The organism is Bacillus cereus group sp. Bc031 (assembly GCF_027716265.1).
Taxonomy (GTDB): domain Bacteria; phylum Bacillota; class Bacilli; order Bacillales; family Bacillaceae_G; genus Bacillus_A; species Bacillus_A paranthracis.
Genome location: NZ_JAQFUL010000039.1, coordinates 21826 through 47102, shown reverse-complemented (window position 1 = coordinate 47102; position 25277 = coordinate 21826). Strand labels below are relative to the sequence as shown.

Below are 25277 nucleotides of genomic sequence, written 5' to 3'. Positions count from 1 at the left end.
CTAGCTAGCTTTTTAGAAAGAATAACGTTTTTTGTCACTTGGGGGTAGTGAAAATTCTTAAGTTGATGGGCATGGGGCAATTACAATGTTCATCGGTTTCTTCGTAGCTGTACTATTCTTCTTCTTCGCTTGTAGTATGACATACTTTAAATGGTTTAACGATAAAGAACAAGATCGTATTCAATTTAAATCGTTAAAGAGAATCGGTATGACAGATAAAGAAATTCGTAAAATTGCAATTCGACAAATGGGCGTTATCTTCTTTATCCCAATTGTCATCGGCGCTATTCATAGTGGATTTGCTCTTCATACGTTAGGAAAAATGCTTTATCTCGATTTACGGAAATCAGGTGCGCTTGTAATTGGAGCATACATTTTAGCTTCTGCGATTTACTTTATGATCGCGCAAAGAGGATATTTAAAACACGTAAAAAGCTAGGGGAATCTCTAGCTTTTTGCCTATGTAGTAAGTTACAGTAGGACGATAGATGAACATTCGGCAACTAGCGCTGCAAAATATAAAAGGAAATTGGCGTAATTATAAAGTATTTTTCTTAAGTAGTTGTTTTGCGATATTTGCGTCTTTTGCATACATGTCCGTCATTGTACATCCGTATATGCAAGAGACGATGTGGTATCAAAACGTACGCTGGGGACTGATCATATGTAATGTTATTATCATTTCTTTTTTCGTCATATTTATTTTGTATTCTACTTCTATTTTCATAGAGGCACGTAAGAAAGAATTAGGATTATATATGTTAATGGGAGCAACGAAATCTAACGTAATTGGCGTAATTATGACCGAGCAAATGTTGATCGGGGTATTTGCTAATATTTTTGGTATTGGGCTTGGCATGATTTTTTTAAAGCTCTTCTTTATGGTGTTTAGTATGTTACTGGGGCTTCCGAAAGAACTCCCTGTCATATTTGACTTGAGAGCAATTGGGGGAACATTTATTGCGTATATGGTCGTATTTGTTGTCTTATCATTTATAAGTGCTTTACGTATATGGAATATAAAAATCATTCGGTTATTGAAAGAATTTCGAGCAGATAAAAAAGAGAAGAAAACATCAATGTGGCTTTGTATATTCGGATTTATTTGTTTAGGTATAGGATATGCGTTAGCGTTACAAGCGACCATACTAACGATAGCGGTCTATTTTTTCCCTGTGTCTATACTTGTCTCTTTCGGAACGTATTTTTCTTTTACACACGGCACTGCTCAAATATTAGAAATAATAAAACGAAATAAAAAGATTATGTATACATATCCGTATTTATTTATAGTGAATCAATTGTCACATCGAATGAAGGAAAATGGTCGCTTTTTCTTTATGCTTTCTATGGCAACGACATTTGTAGTTACAGCAACAGGTACGGTGTTCTTATATTTTTCTAGCATGCAAGATATGTGGCGAGATGGGGGCGCACACTCATTTTCATACATAGAAAAAGGTGTTTCTACCCATGAAGTCTTTGAGGAAGGTACGGTTGAACAATTACTGCATCAATATGGATATGATGATTTTCAATTTATGAGTTTTGTTGGAGTGTATGCATCTTTTCAGACCAATAAGGGAGAAACAGAAGTAGCGCCACTCATTAAAGAAAGTGAATACAATCAGGAGGCAAGAAAACAAAAACAGAAAACGTATCATCCTAAAAAAGGAACAGTCACACTTGTTTATTATAATAAATACAATCATCCGAATGTATATGATCAAAAAGAGATTCAACTACAAGTAATGAATCAAACTTATTCCTTCGTATTTAACGGTCAAAAGGAAGGGGTCCAATTTAACTATCATCCTTCGCACATTAACGGTCTGTTCTTCGTCATGAATGATAAAGACTTTGACAGTATAGCAAATCAGGTTCCTGATTCTGAAAAAATGATATATAGAGGCTATACATTACCAAGTATCGAAAATACGAAAGAATTAAATGAAGATTTACGGAAACATATGAAACAAGATAAAGATCATGCATTTCGAAGTAATATGGAATTTTATGTAACTATGAAAAAGGGCGGCGATATTACTCTATTTGTAGGCTCATTCATTAGTATATTATTTTTCCTTACATCGTGTAGTATCGTATACTTTAAATGGTTTCATAATATTGCATCGGATCGAAAGCAGTACGGGGCGCTTTCTAAGCTTGGAATGACGAAAGAAGAAGTGTGGAAGATTTCTCGCTGGCAATTATGTATGCTATTTTTTGCGCCAATTATAGTAGGAAGTATGCATAGTGCGGTTGCGTTATATACATTTCATAATACAATCTTTATGGATGGTTCATTACGAAAAGTAGGCTTGTTTATTCTATTTTATATTGTTGCATGCATCGTTTATTTCTTTTTTGCTCAAAGAGAATATAGGAAACATTTAGACTAGCAAATGCTAGTCTTTTTTTAATATTCGAAATTTACATAGAAGAATATAAAAAAGTATGGTATAACAGTAAGAAAACGAAAAAGAGGGGAAAAGACGATGATTCGAGTAGGATATTTAGGACCAGAAGCAACATTTACAAATATGGCGGTGAGTCGTTTTTTTCCGGAAGCAGAGCATGTACCGTATCGAACGATTCCAGATTGTATGGATGCAACTGCAAATGGAAATGTAGATTATGCAGTGGTACCACTAGAAAACGCTATAGAAGGTTCAGTGAATATAACGGTTGATTATCTTGTACATGAGCAACCACTTTCTATTGTAGGAGAAATTACAGTGCCCATTCAGCAACATTTACTTGTACATCCGCAGTATGCAGAAGTGTGGGAAGAAGTATATGCAGTGCATTCTCATCCACACGCTATTGCACAATGTCATAAGTTTTTAAATGAAGAATTAAAAGGGATAACTGCTCGAGATATGACATCAACAAGTGCTGCTGCGCAATATGTGAAAGAACATCCTGAAGAAAAAATTGCTGTCATTGCAAATGAAGCAGCTGCAGAGAAATACGGATTAACGATTGTAAGGCGAAGCATTCATACACATAAAAATAATCATACACGTTTCCTAGTACTCCATAAGAAAAAGAAAGCAATACTCTCAAATAATGGAGAAAACCGCGGAGAGAAAACGACGCTTATGATAACGTTACCTGCTGATTATGCAGGGGCACTATATCAAGTGTTATCAGCTTTCGCATGGAGAAAATTAAACTTATCCAAAATCGAATCGCGCCCGATGAAAACGGGTCTTGGAAATTACTTTTTCTTGATTGATGTCGATAAAGCATATGATGATGTATTATTGCCAGGCGTAACGATGGAACTTGAAGCACTCGGTTTTTCTGTTACGGTGCTGGGGAGTTATTCTTCTTATTGGTTATAAGGGGGAGTTAGGTTATACCGTGTGATAGATCAATAAAATCCCACCTATAAATGGTGGGATTCTTTATTTTAACTTCGCAAGACGCTCTTCTAATTGACCACGCCAAACGTCAGCTAGTTCTGGAACAGCAAGAATCTTTTCGATGCCATCTCTATCTTTTCTATTATGAAAATAAATTTCGTTAGAGAACAAGACAGAAACATTGATCGGTTGACGTTTTAGTAATGTGATTTTTGAATCTTTACGTACAGTACCTTCTTGAAGAACGCGGCATAGATAGCCAGTAAATCCAGTTGCTACAATGCGCGGCAGTATGCCAGGGATGCCAAGACGTTTTGAAATCGTGCTACAAGGTACTCTTGCTTGTGTCACCTGAATGATTGCTTCACCTAATTTGTATGTATCTCCGATGCAAACATCACGCTCTAACATATTTGTTACGGTAATGTTTTCGCCAAATGCAGAAGCGGGGAGTGTTGTTTGGAATTCTTCTTCCCATAGTGCGTAATGCTCGTGTGGATACACGCAAACAGCGCGATCAGGTCCCCCATGGTGTTTTAAATCAGCTACATCATCACCAAGGAAGCCATCTTTTGAGAGAAAAGCTTCTTCCGTAGAATCTTTACATATACCTGTTATCATTTCTTTATCTTCGCCATATTTCATTTGTTTCGGTTTGCCAATGCTAAAGTGAACGAGTTCAATTCTCATATTTGATCTCCTTTACAATTGATTACAATATTATAGCATTAAAAAAGCACAGAGAATTATAAAAACTCTGTGCTTTACATTAATAAACGAGAAATCCTGCTTTATCTAAAGCCTCGCAAGCAGCATCTAATTTTTCTTTTGAATCTGCCTCAATAGTATGTAAGTGAATACCGTCTGTTAATTGCGATAGATAGGAAGCATTTGTGTTTTCGATTTTTTGTAAATATTGCTCTACATCAAAGCGATTGCTTACCATGATAGATGCTGTTAAGTCACCGTATACAGGATGCTCAACTTTTACATCTTTAATTGTAACGCCGTGGTCAACAAGCATTGTAAGTTCTTGACGTACTTCTGCTGGCTTATGTTGGCATACAATTACGCGTTCGAAAACTTGTTGTTTTTCTTGTGGTTTTAAATATAAATAGCCTTGAGCAGTCGCAATGATCGGTTCGTTTCGTGCTTTAAGCAAGGAAATATCTTGCACGATAACTTGTCTACTTACGTTTGTCTTTTTCGATAGCTCATTTCCGGATAACGGTTCATTTGCAGCGAGAAGCCACTGAAGGATAAGCTGTCGTCTTTCTTCACCTAAAATCTTTTTTTGTTCATTTTGTTTCATTATGATTTAACACCTCTATAAAATTGATTTCCAATTGTGTGTAGTGCATGAATAGTAGTATCAATTTGATCTTTCGTTGTTTGTTGTCCGAAAGAGAAGCGGACATATTGTTTTGCCTCTTCATACGTTTTTCCAATTGCAAGCATTGTTTTCGAAGGTTCTTGTTTACCAACTTGGCAAGCACTTCCGGTAGAAATGGCAATACCGCGGCGATTACATTCTAGCATTGTATATTGGCCTTCTATTCCTTTTATTGTAACCCCAATAATATGTGGTAAACAAGAAGTAGAATGACCTTCTACTTCAATTTTTAGTGGAAGTGTTCGTATTTGCTCTAAAAAGTAAGATCGTAACCCTTTAAAACGTAAACTTTCTTCTTGTTGATTTTTTAATATATTCTCAGCAGCTGTTAAAAAAGCTGCGATGCCAGGAACGTTCACTGTACCTGGACGAAATCCTTTTTCGTGAGAAGTCCCCGGAAATATTTGTGTCCAGCGAACTTGCGGATTGATATAGCAAGCGCCAACACCCTTCGGTCCGTATATCTTATGTGCTGAAACAGAAAGACTATCAATCCCCATCTCAAAAACATGGATAGGAAGTTTACCAAAGGTTTGTACACAATCTGAATGAAATAAAACGTTATATTTTTTTAAAAGTGCCCCAATCTCTGCGATATTTTGAACGGTTCCGATTTCAGAGTTTCCGTGCTGTATACTTGCTAGAACAGTATCTTCTGTAATAGCTTCTTCTAAATCTATTAAACGAATGAGTCCATTTTTATCAACAGGAATTTCAGTAATTGTATACCCTTTTGATTGTAAGGATTGAAAATAACTTCGAATGGATGCATGTTCCATAGGTGTCGTAATAATATGCTTCTTATTTTGGGCATTGAGAAGGGACTGAATCGCAAGGTAGTTCGATTCTGACCCACCGCTCGTGAAGAATATCCCTTGTTCCTTTCCGCCAATCATTTCGGCAAATGTTTTTCTACAAACTTGTAGTAAAGAAGAGGCCGTTCCTCCAATATCGTGTAAACTTTGTTCATTTCCGAAGTATTGCGATGCTGCTTTCGTATATGTTTGTAATGCTTCCGCGCTCATAGGTGTAGTAGCTGCATAATCAAGATATATCATCATGTAAGTTCCTCTCTCTAGTAAGAGTTAAATTTCTTTTATTTTTTTAAATGGTAGTGAAAATAAGAATTATAAAAAAACTCTTGTCATTATTTTAAAACTATGTAAATATAGGTGTCAAGACAGTTGAAAAGTGTAAAGTAGGAGGCAACAATTATGCCAAGTGCAGATGTCTTAATTATTGGAAGTGGCGTTGCGGCACTTCGTGTTGCAAAAGAGATTTGTCACGAAAAGAATGTGATTATTATCACAAAGAAAACGAATCGTAATAATAATACATATTTAGCGCAAGGTGGAATTGCCGCAGCCGTAGCTACATATGACAATCCAAATGATCATTTTGAAGATACGTTAGTAGCAGGATGTCATTATAACAATGAAGATGCGGTTCGTTATTTAGTTGAAGAAGGGCCGAAAGAAATGAATTATCTCATTGAAAATGGAATGAAATTTGATGGAGATGAAACGGGCCCTCACCTTGGAAAAGAAGGTGCACATCGGAAGCGGCGTATTTTACATGCAGGTGGCGATGCAACAGGAAAGAATTTATTAGAGCATTTCATTCAAGAAGTAGTTCCGCATGTTACGGTAGTGGAACAGGAAATGGTGCTTGATTTTATTATAGAAAACGAAAAATGTGCTGGAGTTTTAACGCGAGATAGTGAAGGGAAGTTGAAGCGTTATGATGCAGATTATACGGTGTTAGCCTCAGGCGGGATTGGTGGTTTGTATGCTTTTACTTCTAATGACAAAACAATTACGGGTGATGGACTTGCGATGGTGTACCGCGCGGGTGGGGAGCTTGTAGATTTAGAATTTGTACAATTCCATCCAACGATGTTATATGCGGGCGGGCGATGCTGCGGTCTCGTCTCTGAAGCAGTCCGCGGTGAAGGAGCTGTCCTTATAAACGGAAAAGGGCAGCGTTTTATGATGGATATACATCCAGATCATGATCTCGCACCGCGTGATGTAGTGGCAAGAGCGATTCATGAACAGCTTTTGTCGGATGAAAAAGTATATTTGAATATCGAGTCTATTCAAAATTTCGAAGAACGTTTTCCAACTGTATCAGCATTGTGTAAAAAGAATGGTGTTGATATTACTAAAAAACGCATTCCAGTCGTACCCGGTGCTCATTTTCATATGGGTGGCGTGAAAACAAACATTGATGGGGAGACGTCTATTCCAAATTTATATGCAGTCGGTGAAGTAGCTTGTAATGGGGTTCATGGAGCAAATAGATTAGCGAGTAATTCATTATTAGAAGGTCTTGTGTTTGGAAAAAGAATAGGACAGCATCTTTTAACGAAAGCGACAAAAGACAGATTGAACAACTTTGCTGAGAAGGAAAAGAAGTTTATCGTTCTGAATCATTTGCCGACGAAAGAAGAAATACAAGAATGCATGATGAAATATGTTGGGATTGTGCGAACAGAGCAAAGTTTATCTTATGCAAAGAGATGGCTTAGTAAGTACGGTGTTCGAAATATGATATTACAACATGATGTTCTTACAAATGAAGAGATAACGCTTATGAATATGTTAACAGTTTGTGAGCTTATCGTCGTATCAGCTTTGCAAAGAGAAGAAAGCATTGGTGGCCATTATCGAAGTGATTACCCACATAGAAATAGCGTAAACAAAGAAATCGTTCGAGTGAAAAGAAAACTACAACTTGTGTAATGAGGGGAAGAGGGGCTTTATGAATACGATAAAGGTTAAAGAAGCATTAAATCGATTTTTTCTAGAAGATATAGGAGAAAGAGATGTAACATCTCAGCTTATTTTTCCAGATAATTTACTTTCAAAAGGAACGTTTCTTGCAAAGGATACAGGAGTCTTTGCGGGACGTTTAGTCATTGAAGAAGGGTTTAAATTAATTGATGAGAGAATTAAAGTGGAGCTTCATAAAAAAGATGGAGATCTTGTAGAAAAAGGCGAAATAATTGCAACTGTCCAAGGACCAATCGCATCGTTATTAACGGCAGAGCGCGTTATATTAAACGTTATCCAGCGTATGAGTGGGATAGCGACAATGACATACGAGGCTGTTCGTGCCTTAGATAGCAGCCATACACGCATTTGTGATACGCGAAAAACGATGCCAGGGCTACGTATGTTTGATAAGTATGCAGTTGTATGCGGAGGCGGATTTAATCACCGTTTCGGCTTATATGACGGTGTCATGATCAAAGACAATCATATTGCTTTTGCTGGTTCTATTACGAAAGCTGTTACATCGGTGAAAGAAAAATTAGGACATATGGTGAAAGTAGAAGTAGAAACAGAAACTGAGGAACAAGTGAGAGAGGCTGTAGCTGCTGGTGCGGATATTATTATGTTTGATAACCGTACGCCAGATGAGATTCGAGAGTTTTCAAAGATTGTACCAAGTGCCATTGTTACAGAAGCTTCAGGAGGTATTACCATTGAAGATTTATCGAAATACGGAAAAACAGGGGTAGATTATATTTCACTTGGAGCGTTAACACATTCAGTGAAAGCACTTGATATTAGTTTCAATATTGAGGCGTAAGGAAAGTGGTTTAGAGGGGGAGAAAGAAATATGAGTATTTTAGAAAAAGTACAACCGATTGAAACGATGTTACCAGAGCGTTATTACACGATGTCAACAGAAAATATGGAAAAGCGGGTTCGTGAAATTAAAGAAAAAATGGGGGAAACGCTATTTATTCCAGGACATCATTACCAAAAAGATGAAGTGGTACAATTTTCTGATGCAGCAGGAGATTCACTTCAGCTTGCGCAAGTTGCAGCGAGCAATAAAGAGGCGAAATATATTGTATTTTGCGGTGTACACTTTATGGCAGAAACAGCAGATATGTTAACGACAGATGATCAAATTGTTATTTTGCCAGATATGCGTGCAGGGTGTTCGATGGCAGATATGGCAGATATTGAACAAACAGAAAGAGCGTGGAAAGAGCTCACAAAATTATTTGGAGATACGATGATTCCGTTAACGTATGTAAACTCTACGGCTGCAATTAAAGCGTTTTGTGGTCGTAATGGCGGAGCAACAGTAACTTCTTCTAATGCAAAACAAATGGTATCATGGGCTTTTACGCAAAAAGAGCGTCTCGTTTTTTTACCGGATCAACATTTAGGAAGAAATACAGCGTATGATTTAGGTATCCCGTTAGATAAAATGGCAGTATGGGATCCACATACTGATTCATTAGAGTACGATGGAGATATAGAAGAAATCCAAGTGATTTTATGGAAAGGACATTGTTCTGTTCATCAAAACTTTACAGTGAAAAACATTGAGAACGTACGGAAAAATCATCCGGACATGAATATTATTGTACATCCGGAATGTTGCTACGAAGTTGTAGCTGCTTCGGATTATGCAGGTTCAACGAAATACATTATTGATATGATTGAAGCGGCTCCATCCGGAAGTAAATGGGCGATTGGTACAGAAATGAATTTAGTGAACCGAATTATTCAACAACATCCAGATAAAGAAATTGTTTCACTTAACCCCTTTATGTGTCCGTGTTTAACGATGAACCGAATTGATTTGCCGCACTTATTATGGGCACTTGAAACGATAGAAAAAGGAGAAGAAATTAACGTCATTAGCGTAGATAAACAAGTAACTGAAGAAGCGGTTCTTGCATTAAATCGTATGTTAGAGCGTGTGTAAAGCAGCGGATTCCCGTTGCTTTTTTTCGTACATATAATCATAACGAGAACAAAATGGGCATACATTGTTTTGAAGAAATCATTGCGATTATCTTATACTTATTCCGCTTCTAATGATATCGAAAATCGAAGAAGTGATACAAGTGAAAAGAGGTTAACGTTATTTAGAAAGGGTTACTTCATGAGATTTGTTACTTATAGATAAGTTATACAGGAGGGGGAAAATTTGAAAATTCATATCGTGCAAAAAGGGGATACCCTTTGGAAAATTGCGAAAAAGTACGGAGTGGATTTTGATACGTTGAAAAAAACAAATACACAACTTAGCAATCCAGATTTAATTATGCCAGGTATGAAAATTAAAGTACCATCAAACAGTGTACACGTAAAACAGCATGCTGGAGCAGGTTCAGCACCTCCAAAACAATATGTAAAAGAAGTGCAACAAAAAGAATTTGCAGCAACGCCAACGCCGCTTGGAATAGAAGACGAGGAAGAAGTTACGTATCAATCAGCACCAATTACACAAGAGCCTGCCATGCAACAAACACAAAAAGAAGTGCAAGTAAAACCACAGAAGGAAATGCAAGTGAAACCACAAAAAGAAGTACAGGTAAAACCACAGAAGGAAATACAAGTGAAGCCACAAAAGGAAGTACAGGTGAAACCGCAAAAAGAGGTGCAAAAAGAACAGCCAATTCAAAAAGAAAAACCAGTTGAAAAACCGTCAGTGATTCAAAAACCACCTGTTATAGAAAAACAAAAACCAGCGGAAAAAGAAAATACGAAGTTTTCGGTAAATGTGTTACCGCAGCCGCCGCAACCACCAATAAAAACGAAAAAAGAATATAAAATTTCAGATGTAATTAAAAAAGGAAGCGAGTTAATTGCTCCTCAAATTACTAAAATGAAACCTAATAACATCATTTCTCCGCAAACGAAAAAAGACAATATAATATCACCGCAAGTAAAGAAAGAAAATGTAGGGAATATCGTATCACCACAAGTGAAGAAAGAAAACGTAGGAAATATAGTATCACCGCAAGTGAAGAAAGAAAACGTAGGAAATATAGTATCACCGCAAGTAAAGAAAGAAAACGTAGGAAATATAGTATCACCGCAAGTAAAAAAAGAAAACGTAGGAAACATAGTATCACCGCAAGTAAAGAAAGAAAATGTAGGAAACATAGTGTCGCCAAATGTATCGAAAGAAAATGTAGTGATTCCACAAGTAATACCACCAAATATTCAAGTGCCAAATATAATGCCAATTATGGATAACAATCAGCCACCAAACATCATGCCAATCATGGATAATAATCAGCCACCAAACATGATGCCGATCATGGATAACAATCAACCACCAAACATGATGCCGATCATGGATAACAATCAACCACCAAACATCATGCCAATCATGGATAACAATCAACCGCCAAATATAATGCCAATTATGGATAATAATCAAATGCCAAATATGATGCCGATAATGGATAACAACCAAATGCCGAATATGATGCCAATTATGGATAACAATCAAATGCCAAATATGATGCCAATCATGGATAACAATCAACCACCGAATATGATGCCATATCAAATGCCGTACCAACAGCCTATGATGCCGCCGAATCCGTATTATCAACAACAAAATCCATATCAAATGCCATATCAGCAAGGAGCACCGTTTGGACCGCAATATACGTCTATGCCAAATCCAAATATGATGCCGATAGATAATAATATGCCGCCGCTCGTGCAAGGAGAGGAAGATTGTGGATGCGGAGGAGAGAGTAGGCTATATAGTCCGCAACCTGGAGGGCCACAATACGCGAATCCTTTATATTATCAACCAACTCAATCCGCATATGCACCACAGCCAGGAACGATGTATTATCAACCAGATCCACCAAATGTATTTGGGGAGCCAGTTTCAGAAGAAGAGGATGAAGAAGAAGTTTAAAAAAGGTGGGATGATTCCCACCTTTTTTGTATGTAGATTCGTTCTGGAAACGGAAGATTTACACCAAATGTTAGAAAATCTCCAGTGAAATATTAACAGTGTAAAAACCTTCTCTGTTACTCATCATAAGAGGGAGCTTTTCAGAAGAGAAGTTCATTCTAACAGAGGGGGGGGGGTTTGTATTGAATACGAAAGTAAAAGTGATTGCTGCTTCTTTGTTAGTTACTAGTGCATTAGCTGCATGTGGTACACCAAAAAACAATGCAATGGATGGACGTAACTACAATTACGAGCGTACATCTTATAATGATACACACCAGTATCGTGATAATGTGACGCGTAACGATCGTTATACAGACTATGTAACATATAGAAATGGTCGTAACGATACAGGATATAACTATTACCGTGATGTAAATTACAACGGTCAAATTGCTAATCCGCATCCAACACGTAATATTACAATGAACAATTCATACATTAACAATGATGGTAAAACTGCAGAAAGAATTACAAATCGTGTGAAACGTATGAATAACGTAGACCGCGTATCTACAGTTGTATATGGAAACGATGTGGCGATTGCGGTAAAACCACGTAACACAGTAACAAATGAAACGGCAATGGCGAACGAAATTCGTCAAGCTGTTGCAAATGAAGTTGGAAACAGAAACGTATATGTTTCTGTAAGAAATGACATGTTTACTCGTGTCGATGCAATGAGTACACGCTTGCGTAACGGTACAGTTACAAACGATTTTAATCGTGACATAGTGAATATGTTCCGAGATATTCGTTACGGTTTAACTGGTACAGTGCGATAGCAAAATAAAAGAGGAAGGATAGCCCTTCCTCTTTATTCATCGTTGTCTTGTAAACGACGCTTTTTTATAAAATAACTAACGAAGTAAGAGACTAAAAAGCATATGAAGAGAATGCTACCTGTTAAAATAGCTTCAAAGAGAGGTCTTTCTGGACTGAAAATAATATAAATAATAGCCATAATAATTCCAACGATAAGGGAGCGAAAGACAAGTTTATAGTAAGGAATTAATTGGATGTCCTTTTTGCTTTCTTCTACATCAATTGAAACGCTTAACTGTAAATAACTAAGCACAATACTCGTAAGAATAAATAATAGCCATAATGGAGATTTCGTAATTTGATCTAGTCCTTCAGTGAATCCGATATAGCCTAAAATTCCAATTATACCAAGTGATTGAAAAAGAAAGGCAATACGTATATTTTTTAATGTTTGCAGAATGAGACGTTCATCTTTTATTTTTTTCACAATATCCATCTCCTGTTTATGATGATTTCGCTGTTACATTAATTGTAACATATATATTGCATTTATTAATTTATAATTTACATATAATTTATTTGGATGAAAGAGGAAATAAAATATTTTTATAAACATGTTGCACTTATACTTTATTAATGTTATATTAGCAAAGCGATGAGCTAATTTACGTAAGACGAGAGATATGCTTAAGTGCTAAACACGCGAATGTGGTCGCCTGGTCTCTCGCCGTAAACGCATCAAGACGCCTGCTTTGCAGGCGTCTTTCATTTTATATGAATGTAAAGGGAAGAATGGAGGAATCCAATCTTCCCTTTTTTATTTGAATAAAAGTCGGAATATAAATAGGAATAATTGAACTCTATAATTCTTGATGTGAGCAATCTATGAATTAGGGATAAAACCCCCATTTCCGGAAAAACTACTAATGAAAGTATGATCTTGCCTAAAAGAGGTGAACGGAAATGAAATGGATACTGATTGCGATGCAAGCTTTCGTTATAATGTTTTGTTTCGTTTATGGAACGAATGCGAAGGCGGAAGGGCCAGTACCAAAAGTAACAGAGAAAGACCCTCAAGTTACAATTTTATTAGAGCGAATGTATGTTGATGGAGAAGTAAGTGAGGAAATCTTTACAGAAAAAGTAGCAGACTTAGAAAAGTTTTTACAGCAATATAAAGAATGGCAGCTCGTTGATCGTGATGATGTACAAATCGTATTACAAAAGAAAGTTGACGATATTTCTCCGTTATTAAAAACGAGCGGTTATTTTGGAGTGTCAGAGGAAGGGATATTACAAATTTTCAAAGGTGTACCGAAAAGCGATAATGCGATTCATTCCTTCTTTCAAATTGATATGAAAAAGCTTGAGAGTTATGAGCGTGCGAAATTGAAACGTGGTATTCGTATTAAATCAAAAGAAGGTTTTGTGAAGACGATTGAAAAAATGAAACAATATGCAGTGCAAAATAAGAAAAAAAGCAGCTCATGGTGAGCTGCTTTTTTTCTTATTTATTTTTATCTAAAATTTGTTTTGCGATTTCATCGATTAGCATATCTTTTCCGATTGGATTGAAAGCTTTCGTATTGAAGATTTCGTTTGATACTTCATATACGTGATTGTTTTTTACAGCTCTATTGTCTTTCCAAACGGCACTGTTTTTGTAGTCTTCGTAAACTTTATCAGCTTCACCGCCAAAGTTTACAATAAACATTTGGTCAGGTTGGAATGCAACAAGACCCTCTAGCGATACTTGCGCCATCGTTTGTTTTAAATCTGTACCTTTTGTTGCTGGAAGTTTTAAGTCGTTAAAGATGATGTCACCGTACCCGAAGCTACCGTATACACGGAAGTTTTGTGGTGTAACTGCGATGAACATAAAGCTCTCATCTTTTGTTTTCTCTTTAATCTTTTTAGATAAAGAGTCGGCTTTTTTATCGTAGTCTGCAATCCATTTGTCGGCTTTCTTTTCTTCGTCAAATAGTTTACCTACTTCTTTAAACTTACCGCGCCAGTCTTCTAAGTTTGTTTCTAGAACAACTGTCGGTGCTACTTTTTCTAGTTGATCATAAATTTTTAATTGACGATTGTTCAAAATAATTAAGTCTGGTTTTAAAGCAGTAACAGCTTCTAAATCAACTTTAGGTGCCCAATACCAACCTACTGCTTTTACTCCGTCTAGCTTTTCTGTCAAATGCTTTTGGATTTTATCTTTATATGTATTTGCTGTACCAACAGGTTTGTGTCCAAGAAGTAATAATTCTTCTGTTGAGCCCGATAAATCAACAATTCTCTTTGGATTTACTGGAATTGTAGCTTCCCCTTTAGCGTGTTTTACAACTTTTGTTTTCGGTTGTTCTTTTGCTTTTGATTCTTCTTTTTGAGAAGAACAGCCAACGATAGAAAGAACAACTAGCATAATAGTAAATAAAATAAATAGCTTACATTTCATCCTGATGTAACCCCTTTAATTAGTATTGATAATCATTATCGACTTCTGTATATTAATGTGCTTCATGCTTTCTGTCAATGGAAAATAACAGAAGTTTCAAATAGAGAACATTTGTTGGGGTAGTCTCGCTTTTCTATCATTAAATATGTTAAAATGGAATACATGATTTAAGAGGGAGAGATCGTATTTTGTTTGAATATGTTACAGGTTACGTGGAGTATGTAGGACCGGAATATGTCGTAATTGATCATAATGGAATTGGTTATCAAATTTTCACACCGAATCCGTATGTATTTCAAAGAAGTAAGCAAGAAATCCGTGTCTATACATATCATTATGTGAGAGAAGATATTATGGCGCTTTACGGGTTTAAAACACGTGAAGAGCGTTTATTATTTACAAAGTTGTTAGGCGTGTCTGGTATTGGACCAAAAGGCGCTCTTGCAATTTTAGCTTCTGGTCAAACAGGACAGGTCGTTCAAGCGATTGAACATGAGGACGAGAAGTTTTTAGTGAAGTTCCCGGGCGTAGGGAAGAAAACAGCGCGCCAAATGATTTTAGATTTAAAAGGAAAACTAGCAGATGTTGTACCAGATGCATTTGTTGATTTATTCTCAGATACAGAACGTTTTGATGAGAAGAAAGGTTCTTCAGCTGAGCTTGATGAGGCGTTGGAAGCTCTGCGCGCACTTGGATACGCGGAACGAGAAGTTTCTCGCGTTGTACCAGAGTTATTAAAAGAATCATTAACGACGGATCAGTATATTAAAAAGGCACTTAGTCTTTTACTAAATGGTAAGAGGTGAGTATAATGGACGAACGTCTCCTTTCAGGGGAATCAGCATATGAAGATGCGGATTTAGAATATTCATTACGGCCACAGACGCTCCGTCAGTATATTGGCCAAGATAAAGCGAAACATAATTTAGAGGTGTTTATTGAAGCGGCGAAAATGCGTGAAGAGACGCTAGATCACGTGCTTTTATATGGACCACCAGGTCTTGGTAAAACGACGCTTGCGAATATTATTGCCAATGAAATGGGCGTAAATGTTAGAACAACTTCAGGACCGGCAATTGAAAGGCCAGGTGATTTAGCGGCTGTTTTAACAGCACTTCAGCCAGGGGATGTATTATTTATTGATGAAATTCATCGTTTGCATAGATCAATTGAAGAAGTACTATATCCTGCAATGGAAGATTTTTGCCTTGATATTGTAATTGGAAAAGGACCGTCAGCAAGGTCTGTACGTTTAGATTTACCGCCATTTACATTAGTTGGAGCAACGACGCGTGCGGGAGCATTATCAGCGCCATTACGTGACCGTTTCGGTGTACTTTCAAGATTAGAGTATTACACAGTAGATCAGCTTTCTGCGATTGTGGAACGTACAGGAGAAGTATTTGAAGTTGAAATTGATTCATTAGCTGCACTAGAAATTGCAAGACGTGCTCGTGGTACACCTCGTATTGCGAATCGTTTATTACGACGTGTACGAGATTTCGCACAAGTTCTGGGTAACGGAACGGTTACGATGGAAATTACACAAATGGCGTTAGAACTACTGCAAGTAGATAAATTAGGTCTAGATCATATTGACCATAAATTATTGCTTGGTATTATTGAGAAGTTCCGTGGTGGTCCAGTTGGATTAGAAACGGTTTCGGCAACGATTGGAGAAGAATCTCATACGATTGAAGATGTGTATGAGCCGTATTTATTACAAATTGGCTTTTTACAACGAACGCCAAGGGGGCGAATTGTAACGCCACTTGCATATGAGCATTTCGGAATGGAGATGCCAAAAGTATGACGGAGATGCCAAAATTGCTTATTACAGCAGGGATCTTACTTATCGTTGTTGGCTTAGCTTGGAAGTTCATTGGAAGACTTCCAGGCGATATTTTTGTGAAAAAAGGAAACGTTACCTTTTATTTTCCTATCATTACATGTATTGTGTTAAGTATTGTATTATCTTTTATTATGTATATAATAAATCGATTCAAATAAGAAATAGGTGGATATAGTTATGGATATTAATCTGTTTGATTTTCATTTACCAGAAGAACTTATTGCACAAGTCCCATTAGAAGAGCGTGAAACATCAAGATTAATGGTGTTAGACCGTGAAACAGGCGATATTGAGCATAAACATTTTACAGACATTCTTTCTTACTTACATGAGGGGGATTGCTTAGTTTTAAATGAAACGAAAGTAATGCCTGCTCGTCTGCATGGTGTGAAAGAAGATACAGGCGCACACATTGAAGTACTTCTTTTAAAACAAGAAGAAGGCGATAAGTGGGAGACGCTTGTTAAGCCAGCGAAACGTGTAAAAGAAGGAACTGTTATCTCTTTTGGCGAAGGAAAATTAAAAGCAACTTGCACAGGAACTGCAGATCAAGGTGGACGTCAGCTTGAATTTTCATATGACGGCATCTTCTATGAAATTTTAGATGAACTTGGAGAAATGCCACTTCCTCCATATATTAAAGAGACGCTAGAAGATCGCGATCGCTATCAAACAGTATATGCGAAAGAAATCGGTTCAGCAGCAGCGCCGACTGCAGGACTTCATTTTACAGAAGAGTTACTGGAGAAGTTAAAACAAAAAGGCGTTGAGTTAGCATTTATTACACTTCACGTAGGGCTTGGAACATTTAGACCAGTTTCTGCTGATACGATTGAAGAACACCATATGCACGCAGAATATTACCATATGTCTGAAGAGACGGCGGCATTATTAAACCGTGTAAGAGAGAATGGTGGACGTATTATTACGGTAGGTACGACTTCAACTCGTACGTTAGAAACAATTGCGACAGATCATGACGGCAAGCTTTGTGCTGCTTCTGGTTGGACAGACATTTTTATGTACCCAGGTTACGAATTTAAAGCAATTGATGGTTTAATTACAAACTTCCATTTACCGAAATCAACATTAATTATGCTTGTAAGTGCATTTGCAAACAGAGATAATGTACTTCATGCTTATAATGAAGCAGTAAAAGAAAAATATCGTTTCTTTAGCTTTGGTGATGCAATGTTCGTTGCCTCTCACGCTAAAATGGGAAACAAATAAAAGGAGTAAATTATGACAGCAATTCGTTATGAATTTATTAAAACTTGTAAACAAACAGGTGCCCGTTTAGGACGTGTACATACGCCACACGGTTCATTTGATACACCAACATTTATGCCAGTTGGTACGCTTGCAACAGTTAAGACAATGTCACCAGAAGAATTAAAAGCAATGGATTCTGGCATTATTTTAAGTAATACGTATCATTTATGGCTACGTCCAGGTCACGAAATCATTCGTGAAGCAGGCGGTTTGCATAAATTTATGAACTGGGATCGTGCAATCTTAACGGACTCTGGTGGTTTCCAAGTATTCAGTTTAAGTGACTTCCGTCGCATTGAAGAGGAAGGCGTTCATTTCCGTAACCACTTAAATGGAGATAAATTATTCTTATCACCAGAAAAAGCGATGGAAATTCAAAATGCATTAGGTTCAGATATTATGATGGCATTTGATGAGTGTCCACCATTCCCAGCTACTTTTGAATATATGAAGAAATCTGTAGAGCGTACAAGCCGCTGGGCAGAGCGTTGCTTAAAAGCACATGAACGTCCACAAGATCAAGGTTTATTCGGTATTGTACAGGGTGGGGAGTTCGAAGAGCTTCGTCGCCAAAGTGCAAAAGACCTTGTTTCAATGGACTTCCCTGGTTACGCGGTAGGTGGTTTATCTGTAGGTGAGCCGAAAGATATTATGAACCGTGTACTTGAGTTTACAACGCCACTTCTTCCAGATAATAAGCCACGTTACTTAATGGGAGTAGGTTCTCCTGACTCGTTAATCGATGGTGCAATTCGTGGTATTGATATGTTTGACTGCGTACTTCCAACTCGTATCGCTCGAAATGGTACATGTATGACAAGTGAAGGCCGCCTTGTTGTCAAAAATGCGAAATTCGCAAGAGATTTCGGTCCGCTTGATCCAAACTGTGATTGCTATACATGTAAAAATTACTCTCGTGCGTACATTCGTCACTTAATGAAATGTGATGAAACGTTCGGAATTCGTTTAACGTCTTATCACAACCTTCATTTTCTGTTAAACTTAATGGAGCAGGTGAGACAAGCTATTCGTGAAGACCGTCTTGGCGATTTCCGCGAAGAATTCTTTGAACAGTATGGCTTTAATAAACCGAATGCTAAAAACTTCTAATACATAATTTAAAAGGAGGAACAAAAGATGAATCCAGGTATGATGAATATCGTTATGATCGTTGCGATGTTTGCGATTTTCTATTTCTTATTAATTCGCCCGCAACAAAAACGTCAAAAAGCAGTTGCTCAAATGCAAAGTGAGTTAAAAAAAGGTGATGCTATCGTAACAATCGGTGGCTTACACGGTACAATTGAATCAGTAGATGAGACGAAAATCGTTATTAAATCTGGTGGTTCACACTTAACTTTCGATCGTAATGCGATTCGTGAAGTTGTGAAAAACTAATAAGGAAGGCCCTGCATGAAATGTGCAGGGCCTTTTTTTAGTTATTTTGTTTGGACATATTTACACCGAAAATGCCACCAAGTGTACTCGCGCCCATTAATGCTAATTGGTAAAGTAACTGCGAGTTCGATAAAGTTTGAGAGAAGCCTAAATAGTTAACTAGAAAAACAAGTATAGTGAATGTAAGTCCTGTTGAGAAGCCTACTAGCCAACCTTTCCCTTGTGCTTTTTTGCCGGCAGTAAACCCAGATATAAGCATAGATAAAAGTGCTAGTATAAAAATAGTAACAGCTAATGTTCCTTCATTCATATCTGTAAATTTTAATAAAAGAGCCATAATCATGCTAGTAACTGTTGCGAGAATTAATAGGATAACGATACCGAAGCCGATTGCAGTTGATAATTTTTTCGTTCCATCCATTTATACATTCCCCCTTTTTAATACAAGCATATTTTCCTTTTGCCTAAGTTAGACTATTTTCTTTTTTATAGGGGAGTCTATACGTAAAAAGGAGATGTAAAAATGGAATGGGTATCAGTAATTGGCCGGACGATGCTGTTGTATATTATCATCTTAATTATTTTTCGTCTTATGGGTAAACGTGAGATAGGAGAATTAAGTGTATTAGATTTAGTCGTATTCATTATGCTTGGTGAAATGGCTGTAGTCGCAATTGAAAATACGGATAAATCACTTTGGCATCAATTAGTTCCGATGGTCTTTCTTATGTGTATACAGATCATTTTGTCTGTCATTTCTTTAAAGTTTCAACGATTTCGGCATTTAATAGAAGGAGAACCAGCAATCATTATTAATGCTGGAAAAATTGATGGAAAAAAGATGAGAAACCAGCGATATAATATAGATGATTTAATGATGCAATTAAGAGAGCAGGGAGTCGGAGATATTAGGGATGTAGAATACGCTATTTTAGAACCATCTGGGAAGTTATCTGTCTTTCAAAAACAAAAAGGCGGGCAGGATGCATTGCAGTTTACTCTTCCCCTTATTATCGATGGAGAAATTCAATCGAATCATTTACAAATGATTGAACATACAGACGAGTGGCTTGTTGAAAAATTAAAAAACTTAGGCTATAACGATGTAACACAAATTTTATACTGTAGTTTTCAAAATGGAAAATTTTTTGTTGATTTGAAAGAAAACTAGAGGCTTACTATATGGAATAGTAAGCCTATTTACTTCAAAAATGAAAGTTTTCGAATGATAGGGAGACGACTTAACTCTTCTTTTCGAATGAGCTTGAAAATGAAGAGGAGCACAATATAAACGAGTGTTGTTAAAGTGATTTCCCATAATGTTTGTACGCCAAGTGAATGAGAGAAAACTATATACTTATGAAGGTAAAAACCGAAGGAGCCTGCGATACCGATGGCAAGTCCGCCAAAAATATAGTCTTTTGCGTAAATGGTAAATGTAATTTTCTTTAAAACAGTAGCATAATGAAGAAATGTTACTGTTACGATATTTGCTGCAATTGCAAGGGCAACCCCCATCATTTGAAACTCTGGCCTTGAAGCTAGTACAAAAATAACGATTAATTTCACGATTGCACCAATAAATGTATTCATCATGGCCGCACGTGCTAAGTTTAAAGCTTGTAAGACAGAGGTAAGTGGACTTTGAAAATAATGAAATAAAAAGCAAGGTGCAAGAAGCTGGATGAACGCTGTTGCACTATCCGACCCATACATAAGAGTTAAAACAGGAGAAGCAAATACGTATAATATAACGACTGACCACCCGCCAGTAATGAGTGAGATTCGAAGAGCTTGTTGTAAGCGGTGTTCTACTAATTTATGTTGTCTTTTTGCCATTGCCTCGCTAATAGATGGAACGAGTGCTGTCGAAAGAGCGTATGTAATAAAGGCTGGTAGTGAAAGAAGCGGGAATGCATACCCGTTTAATATACCGTATTGCTGAGTTGCGACGGAGGCAGCAACGCCGGCAATCGCTAAGCTTTGCATAACGACGATAGGTTCAAAAAAATAGGAAACGGAACCGATTAAACGACTTCCTGTAGTTGGAAGTGCAATATCCATAAGAGAATAAAATGTCCCCTTGCTTTCCTTTACAGTAGTGAAAAATCCAGAGCGTATAGATAAATGTTTTTCACGCTGGAATAAAGTGAGTAAAAATAATAACGATGCCACTTCACCGAGAACGGCTGATAACATAGCACCAGCTGCAGCATATTCTACGCCGTAAGGTAAAAATAATTGAATACATATAGCGATAATTGTAATGCGGACAATTTGTTCTATCACTTGGGCGTAAGCGCTAGGTTTCATATTTTGTTTCCCTTGGAAATAGCCACGTAAAACAGAAGAAACAGCAATAACAGGAACGACAGGCAAAATGGCCATTAATGGATAGTACGTTCGTTCATCAGTTAATAATGTTTTTGCTAAAATAGGTGTGAGGAGCATAATTCCAATTGTTAAAATGATACTAATAACAGATGTAACAGCTAATGATACTGTTAATATTTTTTTAACCTTTTGTTTATCATTCACAGCTTCTGCTTCTGCTACAAATTTTGCGATTGCGACAGGAAGACCGATTTGTGTTAATGTAATTGCTAGAATAAATGTAGGGACGGCCATCATATAAAGGCCAACGCCTTCTTCTCCTAAAATACGTGCCATTACAATACGATTAATAAATCCTAGAATTTTGGTAATAAAGCCGGCTATCATTAAAATAAATGCGCCTTTTAAAAAGCTTTGTCTCGTCATGGTCTTCTCCTACCTTCTCAAAATCAGTGGAATGATTTACAATAATTTATATGCACGTACGAGACAAGAATGACAAGCATTTAAGAGAGTACTCTTGAAAGTAGTTATTGCTGTCCATTAGAGCGGGATTAAAAGCGACTTTTCGTGCTGAAATAAGAAGGAGATGTTATATATGTTAGATAGAGAGGCTTTGGTAGAATCATACCGCGGACAGTTACAAGTCGTTTTAGAAAGTAAAGTAGAAGAGTTCCAAATGTTCGGCTACGACCGAGTAACCGATGATGACATTTGGAAGTTTCTTAAAGTGAAAAAGTGGAAGAAGATAGACAGTGACGTTAGATTGTATGAATTAGTTAATGACGTATTAACAGTAACAGCTAATGAATATATGACGTATTTAACTGTTGAAGCATATCAAGCCCCGCTTTGGTCATTTGATGAATATGAAAATAAATAACCGACTGCAATTGGTTTGTTCTTCCTTTTGCAGTATAATGATAGGTATTGATAATGAGGAAATAATTATGTCTAAGATCATATATAAAGGAGGTAGTGAAGAGAGAAAACAAATAATGAAAGTGTAGGTAATGTGAAAAACTTACCGACACAGCTGGTGAGGAACTAGCAAAATTATAGAAAGGAAGTCTACTAACTAGGCGTATGCACACGTGTAAAAGTGAATCGTAAAAGATTTATTTGAAGTGTTAGTAGCGGAAAGAGGGTACATATGGCAAAGCGTGGTACAAGAATTGCCGCCTTTTTCCTCATCGTTTTATTAATCGGTGGAGTAATTGGTGCGGCAGGAAAAGACATAGCAAAAGGAATTAGTCTAGGACTAGACCTTCGCGGTGGTTTTGAAATTCTGTATGAAGTAAAACCAGCCAAAAAAGGTGATAAAATCGATCGAGATGTACTTGTAAGTACAGTAGGTGCTCTTGAAAATCGTGTCAATGTTCTCGGTGTAAGTGAGCCGAACATTCAAATCGAAGGGCAAGATCGAATTCGTGTACAGCTTGCTGGTGTACAAGATCAGCAAAAAGCACGTGAAATGTTATCAACACAAGCGAAATTAACATTTCGTGATGTAGATGACAATCTTCTTATGGATGGAACGGATTTAAAAGGTGGCGGAGCGAAGCAAACATTTGATGAGCAAGGCCGTGCGAGTGTAGGTCTTACACTAAAAAGCGCTGAAAAATTCCGTGAAGTAACTGAGAAAATTTCAAAAATGCCACCACCAACGAATTTAATGGTAATTTGGCTTGATTTTGAAGAAGGAAAAGATTCGTATAAAGCAGAATCTGCAAAACCGAATCCGAAATTCTTATCAGCAGCAACAGTAAGTCAAGTATTTAACCAAGCTGAAGTATCTATCGTAGGTGGAAACTTCACAGTTGAAAGTGCAAAACAACTTTCATCTTTATTAAACGCAGGTGCACTTCCGGTTGATTTAAAAGAAATGTATTCAACATCTGTTGGAGCGAAATTTGGTCAACAAGCGTTAGAGCAAACAATTTTCGCTAGTGCGATTGGTATCGCTCTTATTTTCTTATTTATGCTTGTATTCTACCGTTTACCAGGACTTGTAGCGGTTATTATGTTAGGTCTATACATTTTCGTTACATTACTTGTCTTTAACTGGATGCATGCAGTTCTTACGTTGCCAGGTATTGCGGCGTTAGTGCTCGGGGTAGGTATCGCAGTTGATGCGAATATTATTACGTACGAGAGACTAAAAGAAGAACTGAAAATTGGTAAGTCAATGATGTCAGCATTCCGTGCTGGTAACCATCGTTCATTAGCAACAATTTTAGATGCGAACATTACAACACTTGCAGCAGCTGGTGTATTATTCGTTTACGGTAATAGCTCTGTAAAAGGATTCGCAACAAGTTTAATTGTAAGTATTTTAGTCGGTTTTATTACGAACGTATTCGGTACTCGTTTCTTACTAAGTTTACTTGTAAAGAGCCGTTACTTCGATAAAAAACCAGGATACTTTGGTGTGAAACAAAAGGATATTATTCCGTTAACAAAAGGTGTAGTACATCCACCAACGAAATTTGATCGTATTAACTTTGTAAATGTCGGTCATAAATTCCTTATCTTCTCGATTGTAGTTGTAATTGCAGGTGCAATTATTTTACCAATTTTCAAAATGAATCTTGGTATTGACTTTGCGAGTGGTACACGTATCGACCTGCAATCAAAACAATCAGTTACTGTGTCTGATGTTCATAAAGATTTTAAAGAATTGAACATTGACGTGAAGGAAGAAAACATTGTACCGACTGGAGATGACAATAAGGGATTCGCAGTTCGTACATTAGGTGTTCTATCAAAAGATGAAATTGCGAAAACAAAAACATTCTTCCACGATAAATATGGTACAGATCCAAACGTAAGTACAGTTTCGCCGACAATTGGTAAAGAAATTGCAAGAAATGCATTTATCGCAGTATTAATTGCTTCTGCAGTTATCATTTTATACGTAAGTATTCGATTCCGATTTACGTACGCATTATCTGCAGTGCTTGCATTATTACATGATGCATTCGTTATGATTGTTATATTTAGTATTTTCCAATTGGAGGTAGACTTAACGTTTATCGCTGCCGTGTTAACAATCATCGGTTATTCTATTAATGACTCAATTGTTACGTTTGATAGAAACCGTGAATTATACAAACAGAAAAAACGAGTTCGCGATATAAAAGACTTAGAAGAAATCGTAAATGCAAGTATTCGCCAAACGCTTGGTCGTTCGATTAACACCGTATTAACAGTGTTATTCCCAGTAATTGCACTGCTTATCTTCGGTAGTGAGTCACTACGTAACTTCTCGTTTGCGTTACTTGTTGGACTAGTTGTAGGTACGTATTCTTCTGTTTTCGTTGCTTCTCAAATTTGGTTAATGCTTGAAAACCGTCGTTTGAAAAAGGGCAAAAACAAGAAAAAGGTTGAGAAAGTAGAATCTGAACCGCAAGTATAAAAAAGATGATGTCTCTTTATGAGGCATCTCTTTTTTCGTTTGTGGATACAATAAGATAGTTACTTTAAAATGATGAAATGGAAGAAAGTGGTGATGTTATCGCTGTTTTTGTTACAATAAAGTGAAACTTTAATCAGTGGGGGTTTTCTTCATCCCCCACTGATTATTAGCCTTCACCAATCGGACTTTAATGGGCAGTTGATCCCCCCTAAATTTTTTGCTTTCACTGAATTTTGAGGTAGGGGTCTTACTGCCCATTAAAGTGGGATAAAAAGATAGGTTAAGAA

The 25277-nt window shown here is 36.9% G+C and carries 23 protein-coding genes and 2 pseudogenes; 18 read left to right on the top strand and 7 right to left on the bottom strand.

Features of this window, described 5'->3' with window-relative positions; genetic code table 11:
* Nucleotides 1–73: 73 nt before the first annotated feature.
* From PDQ33_RS16140 to pheA, 3 genes and pseudogenes are all read left to right on the top strand, one after another.
* Nucleotides 74–439: pseudogene (locus PDQ33_RS16140) on the top strand (ABC transporter permease); the annotation flags it as partial.
* 49 nt (nucleotides 440–488) lie between these two features.
* Nucleotides 489–2402 (top strand): ABC transporter permease, encoded by a 1914-nt coding sequence (locus tag PDQ33_RS16135; protein WP_061185544.1) that lies wholly within the window; start codon nucleotides 489–491, stop codon nucleotides 2400–2402.
* A gap of 96 nt (nucleotides 2403–2498) precedes the next feature.
* Nucleotides 2499–3350, top strand: a complete 852-nt coding sequence (pheA, locus tag PDQ33_RS16130) for a prephenate dehydratase (RefSeq protein ID WP_270393652.1) — start codon at nucleotides 2499–2501, stop codon at nucleotides 3348–3350.
* 63 nt (nucleotides 3351–3413) lie between these two features.
* Here pheA and PDQ33_RS16125 read toward each other — a convergent pair whose 3' ends face one another.
* The 3 genes from PDQ33_RS16125 to PDQ33_RS16115 all read right to left on the bottom strand — a co-directional run bounded on the left by PDQ33_RS16125 (nucleotide 3414) and on the right by PDQ33_RS16115 (nucleotide 5825).
* The gene (locus PDQ33_RS16125; protein ID WP_061132110.1) at nucleotides 3414–4061 is read right to left on the bottom strand and encodes an MOSC domain-containing protein; all 648 of its coding nucleotides are present in this window, start codon (nucleotides 4059–4061) and stop codon (nucleotides 3414–3416) included.
* Between the two features lie 79 nt (nucleotides 4062–4140).
* Nucleotides 4141–4683 carry a transcription repressor NadR gene (locus tag PDQ33_RS16120; RefSeq protein ID WP_270756143.1) on the bottom strand — a complete coding sequence of 181 codons (543 nt, stop codon included), beginning with the start codon at nucleotides 4681–4683 and terminating at the stop codon, nucleotides 4141–4143.
* A complete protein-coding gene (locus PDQ33_RS16115; protein WP_000973747.1) occupies nucleotides 4683–5825 on the bottom strand; it encodes an IscS subfamily cysteine desulfurase in 1143 nt (380 codons plus the stop codon). Before PDQ33_RS16115 ends, PDQ33_RS16120 begins: the two co-directional genes overlap by 1 nt.
* Before the next feature lie 153 nt (nucleotides 5826–5978).
* Here PDQ33_RS16115 and nadB point away from each other — a divergent pair, with 153 nt between their 5' ends.
* From nadB to PDQ33_RS16090, 5 genes and pseudogenes are all read left to right on the top strand, one after another.
* Complete coding sequence (nadB, locus tag PDQ33_RS16110) at nucleotides 5979–7508, top strand: L-aspartate oxidase (protein ID WP_061132111.1); 1530 nt, start codon at nucleotides 5979–5981, stop codon at nucleotides 7506–7508.
* Nucleotides 7509–7527: 19 nt separating this feature from the next.
* Nucleotides 7528–8361, top strand: coding sequence for a carboxylating nicotinate-nucleotide diphosphorylase (nadC, locus tag PDQ33_RS16105; RefSeq protein ID WP_001092219.1), 834 nt, complete (start codon nucleotides 7528–7530; stop codon nucleotides 8359–8361).
* Between the two features lie 30 nt (nucleotides 8362–8391).
* Nucleotides 8392–9498: a quinolinate synthase NadA gene (gene nadA / locus PDQ33_RS16100; protein ID WP_000025314.1), complete on the top strand. Its 1107-nt coding sequence runs from the start codon at nucleotides 8392–8394 to the stop codon at nucleotides 9496–9498.
* A 225-nt stretch (nucleotides 9499–9723) separates the two neighbouring features.
* Nucleotides 9724–9880: pseudogene (safA, locus tag PDQ33_RS29195) on the top strand (SafA/ExsA family spore coat assembly protein); the annotation flags it as partial.
* Nucleotides 9881–11642: 1762 nt separating this feature from the next.
* Nucleotides 11643–12284, top strand: a complete 642-nt coding sequence (locus PDQ33_RS16090) for a YhcN/YlaJ family sporulation lipoprotein (RefSeq protein WP_001093542.1) — start codon at nucleotides 11643–11645, stop codon at nucleotides 12282–12284.
* A 32-nt stretch (nucleotides 12285–12316) separates the two neighbouring features.
* Here the strand turns inward: PDQ33_RS16090 and PDQ33_RS16085 are convergent, their stop codons facing one another.
* A complete protein-coding gene (locus tag PDQ33_RS16085; RefSeq protein ID WP_061132113.1) occupies nucleotides 12317–12751 on the bottom strand; it encodes a hypothetical protein in 435 nt (144 codons plus the stop codon).
* A gap of 476 nt (nucleotides 12752–13227) precedes the next feature.
* Here PDQ33_RS16085 and PDQ33_RS16080 point away from each other — a divergent pair, with 476 nt between their 5' ends.
* Nucleotides 13228–13758, top strand: coding sequence for a BofC C-terminal domain-containing protein (locus PDQ33_RS16080; protein WP_061132114.1), 531 nt, complete (start codon nucleotides 13228–13230; stop codon nucleotides 13756–13758).
* A 13-nt stretch (nucleotides 13759–13771) separates the two neighbouring features.
* On the opposite strand, the gene PDQ33_RS16075 is transcribed toward PDQ33_RS16080, so the two are convergent.
* The gene (locus tag PDQ33_RS16075; protein WP_270394975.1) at nucleotides 13772–14716 is read right to left on the bottom strand and encodes an iron-hydroxamate ABC transporter substrate-binding protein; all 945 of its coding nucleotides are present in this window, start codon (nucleotides 14714–14716) and stop codon (nucleotides 13772–13774) included.
* Between the two features lie 188 nt (nucleotides 14717–14904).
* Between PDQ33_RS16075 and ruvA the strand changes: the two genes are divergently transcribed.
* The 6 genes from ruvA to yajC are packed head-to-tail and all read left to right on the top strand — an operon-like array spanning nucleotide 14905 to nucleotide 19238.
* Nucleotides 14905–15522, top strand: a complete 618-nt coding sequence (ruvA, locus tag PDQ33_RS16070) for a Holliday junction DNA helicase RuvA (RefSeq protein ID WP_000464511.1) — start codon at nucleotides 14905–14907, stop codon at nucleotides 15520–15522.
* Between the two features lie 5 nt (nucleotides 15523–15527).
* Nucleotides 15528–16529 carry a Holliday junction branch migration DNA helicase RuvB gene (gene ruvB / locus PDQ33_RS16065; RefSeq protein ID WP_270756147.1) on the top strand — a complete coding sequence of 334 codons (1002 nt, stop codon included), beginning with the start codon at nucleotides 15528–15530 and terminating at the stop codon, nucleotides 16527–16529.
* Nucleotides 16526–16726, top strand: coding sequence for a DUF2905 domain-containing protein (locus PDQ33_RS16060; protein ID WP_000138162.1), 201 nt, complete (start codon nucleotides 16526–16528; stop codon nucleotides 16724–16726). Before ruvB ends, PDQ33_RS16060 begins: the two co-directional genes overlap by 4 nt.
* A 19-nt stretch (nucleotides 16727–16745) precedes the next feature.
* The gene (gene queA / locus PDQ33_RS16055; protein ID WP_000354031.1) at nucleotides 16746–17798 is read left to right on the top strand and encodes a tRNA preQ1(34) S-adenosylmethionine ribosyltransferase-isomerase QueA; all 1053 of its coding nucleotides are present in this window, start codon (nucleotides 16746–16748) and stop codon (nucleotides 17796–17798) included.
* Between the two features lie 12 nt (nucleotides 17799–17810).
* Nucleotides 17811–18950, top strand: coding sequence for a tRNA guanosine(34) transglycosylase Tgt (tgt, locus tag PDQ33_RS16050; protein WP_000125362.1), 1140 nt, complete (start codon nucleotides 17811–17813; stop codon nucleotides 18948–18950).
* A gap of 27 nt (nucleotides 18951–18977) precedes the next feature.
* The gene (gene yajC / locus PDQ33_RS16045; RefSeq protein ID WP_001068066.1) at nucleotides 18978–19238 is read left to right on the top strand and encodes a preprotein translocase subunit YajC; all 261 of its coding nucleotides are present in this window, start codon (nucleotides 18978–18980) and stop codon (nucleotides 19236–19238) included.
* A 37-nt stretch (nucleotides 19239–19275) separates the two neighbouring features.
* Here yajC and PDQ33_RS16040 read toward each other — a convergent pair whose 3' ends face one another.
* Complete coding sequence (locus tag PDQ33_RS16040; RefSeq protein WP_000349147.1) at nucleotides 19276–19659, bottom strand: TIGR04086 family membrane protein; 384 nt, start codon at nucleotides 19657–19659, stop codon at nucleotides 19276–19278.
* Nucleotides 19660–19761: 102 nt separating this feature from the next.
* Between PDQ33_RS16040 and PDQ33_RS16035 the strand changes: the two genes are divergently transcribed.
* Nucleotides 19762–20409 carry a DUF421 domain-containing protein gene (locus PDQ33_RS16035; protein ID WP_000455393.1) on the top strand — a complete coding sequence of 216 codons (648 nt, stop codon included), beginning with the start codon at nucleotides 19762–19764 and terminating at the stop codon, nucleotides 20407–20409.
* Nucleotides 20410–20438: 29 nt separating this feature from the next.
* Here the strand turns inward: PDQ33_RS16035 and spoVB are convergent, their stop codons facing one another.
* Nucleotides 20439–21998, bottom strand: coding sequence for a stage V sporulation protein B (gene spoVB / locus PDQ33_RS16030; RefSeq protein ID WP_000198282.1), 1560 nt, complete (start codon nucleotides 21996–21998; stop codon nucleotides 20439–20441).
* 172 nt (nucleotides 21999–22170) lie between these two features.
* Here spoVB and PDQ33_RS16025 point away from each other — a divergent pair, with 172 nt between their 5' ends.
* A complete protein-coding gene (locus PDQ33_RS16025; protein WP_000886980.1) occupies nucleotides 22171–22455 on the top strand; it encodes a post-transcriptional regulator in 285 nt (94 codons plus the stop codon).
* Between the two features lie 270 nt (nucleotides 22456–22725).
* Entirely contained in the window at nucleotides 22726–24990 is a 2265-nt protein-coding gene (gene secDF, locus PDQ33_RS16020; protein WP_001119080.1) for a protein translocase subunit SecDF, read from the top strand.
* Nucleotides 24991–25277 lie beyond the last annotated feature (287 nt).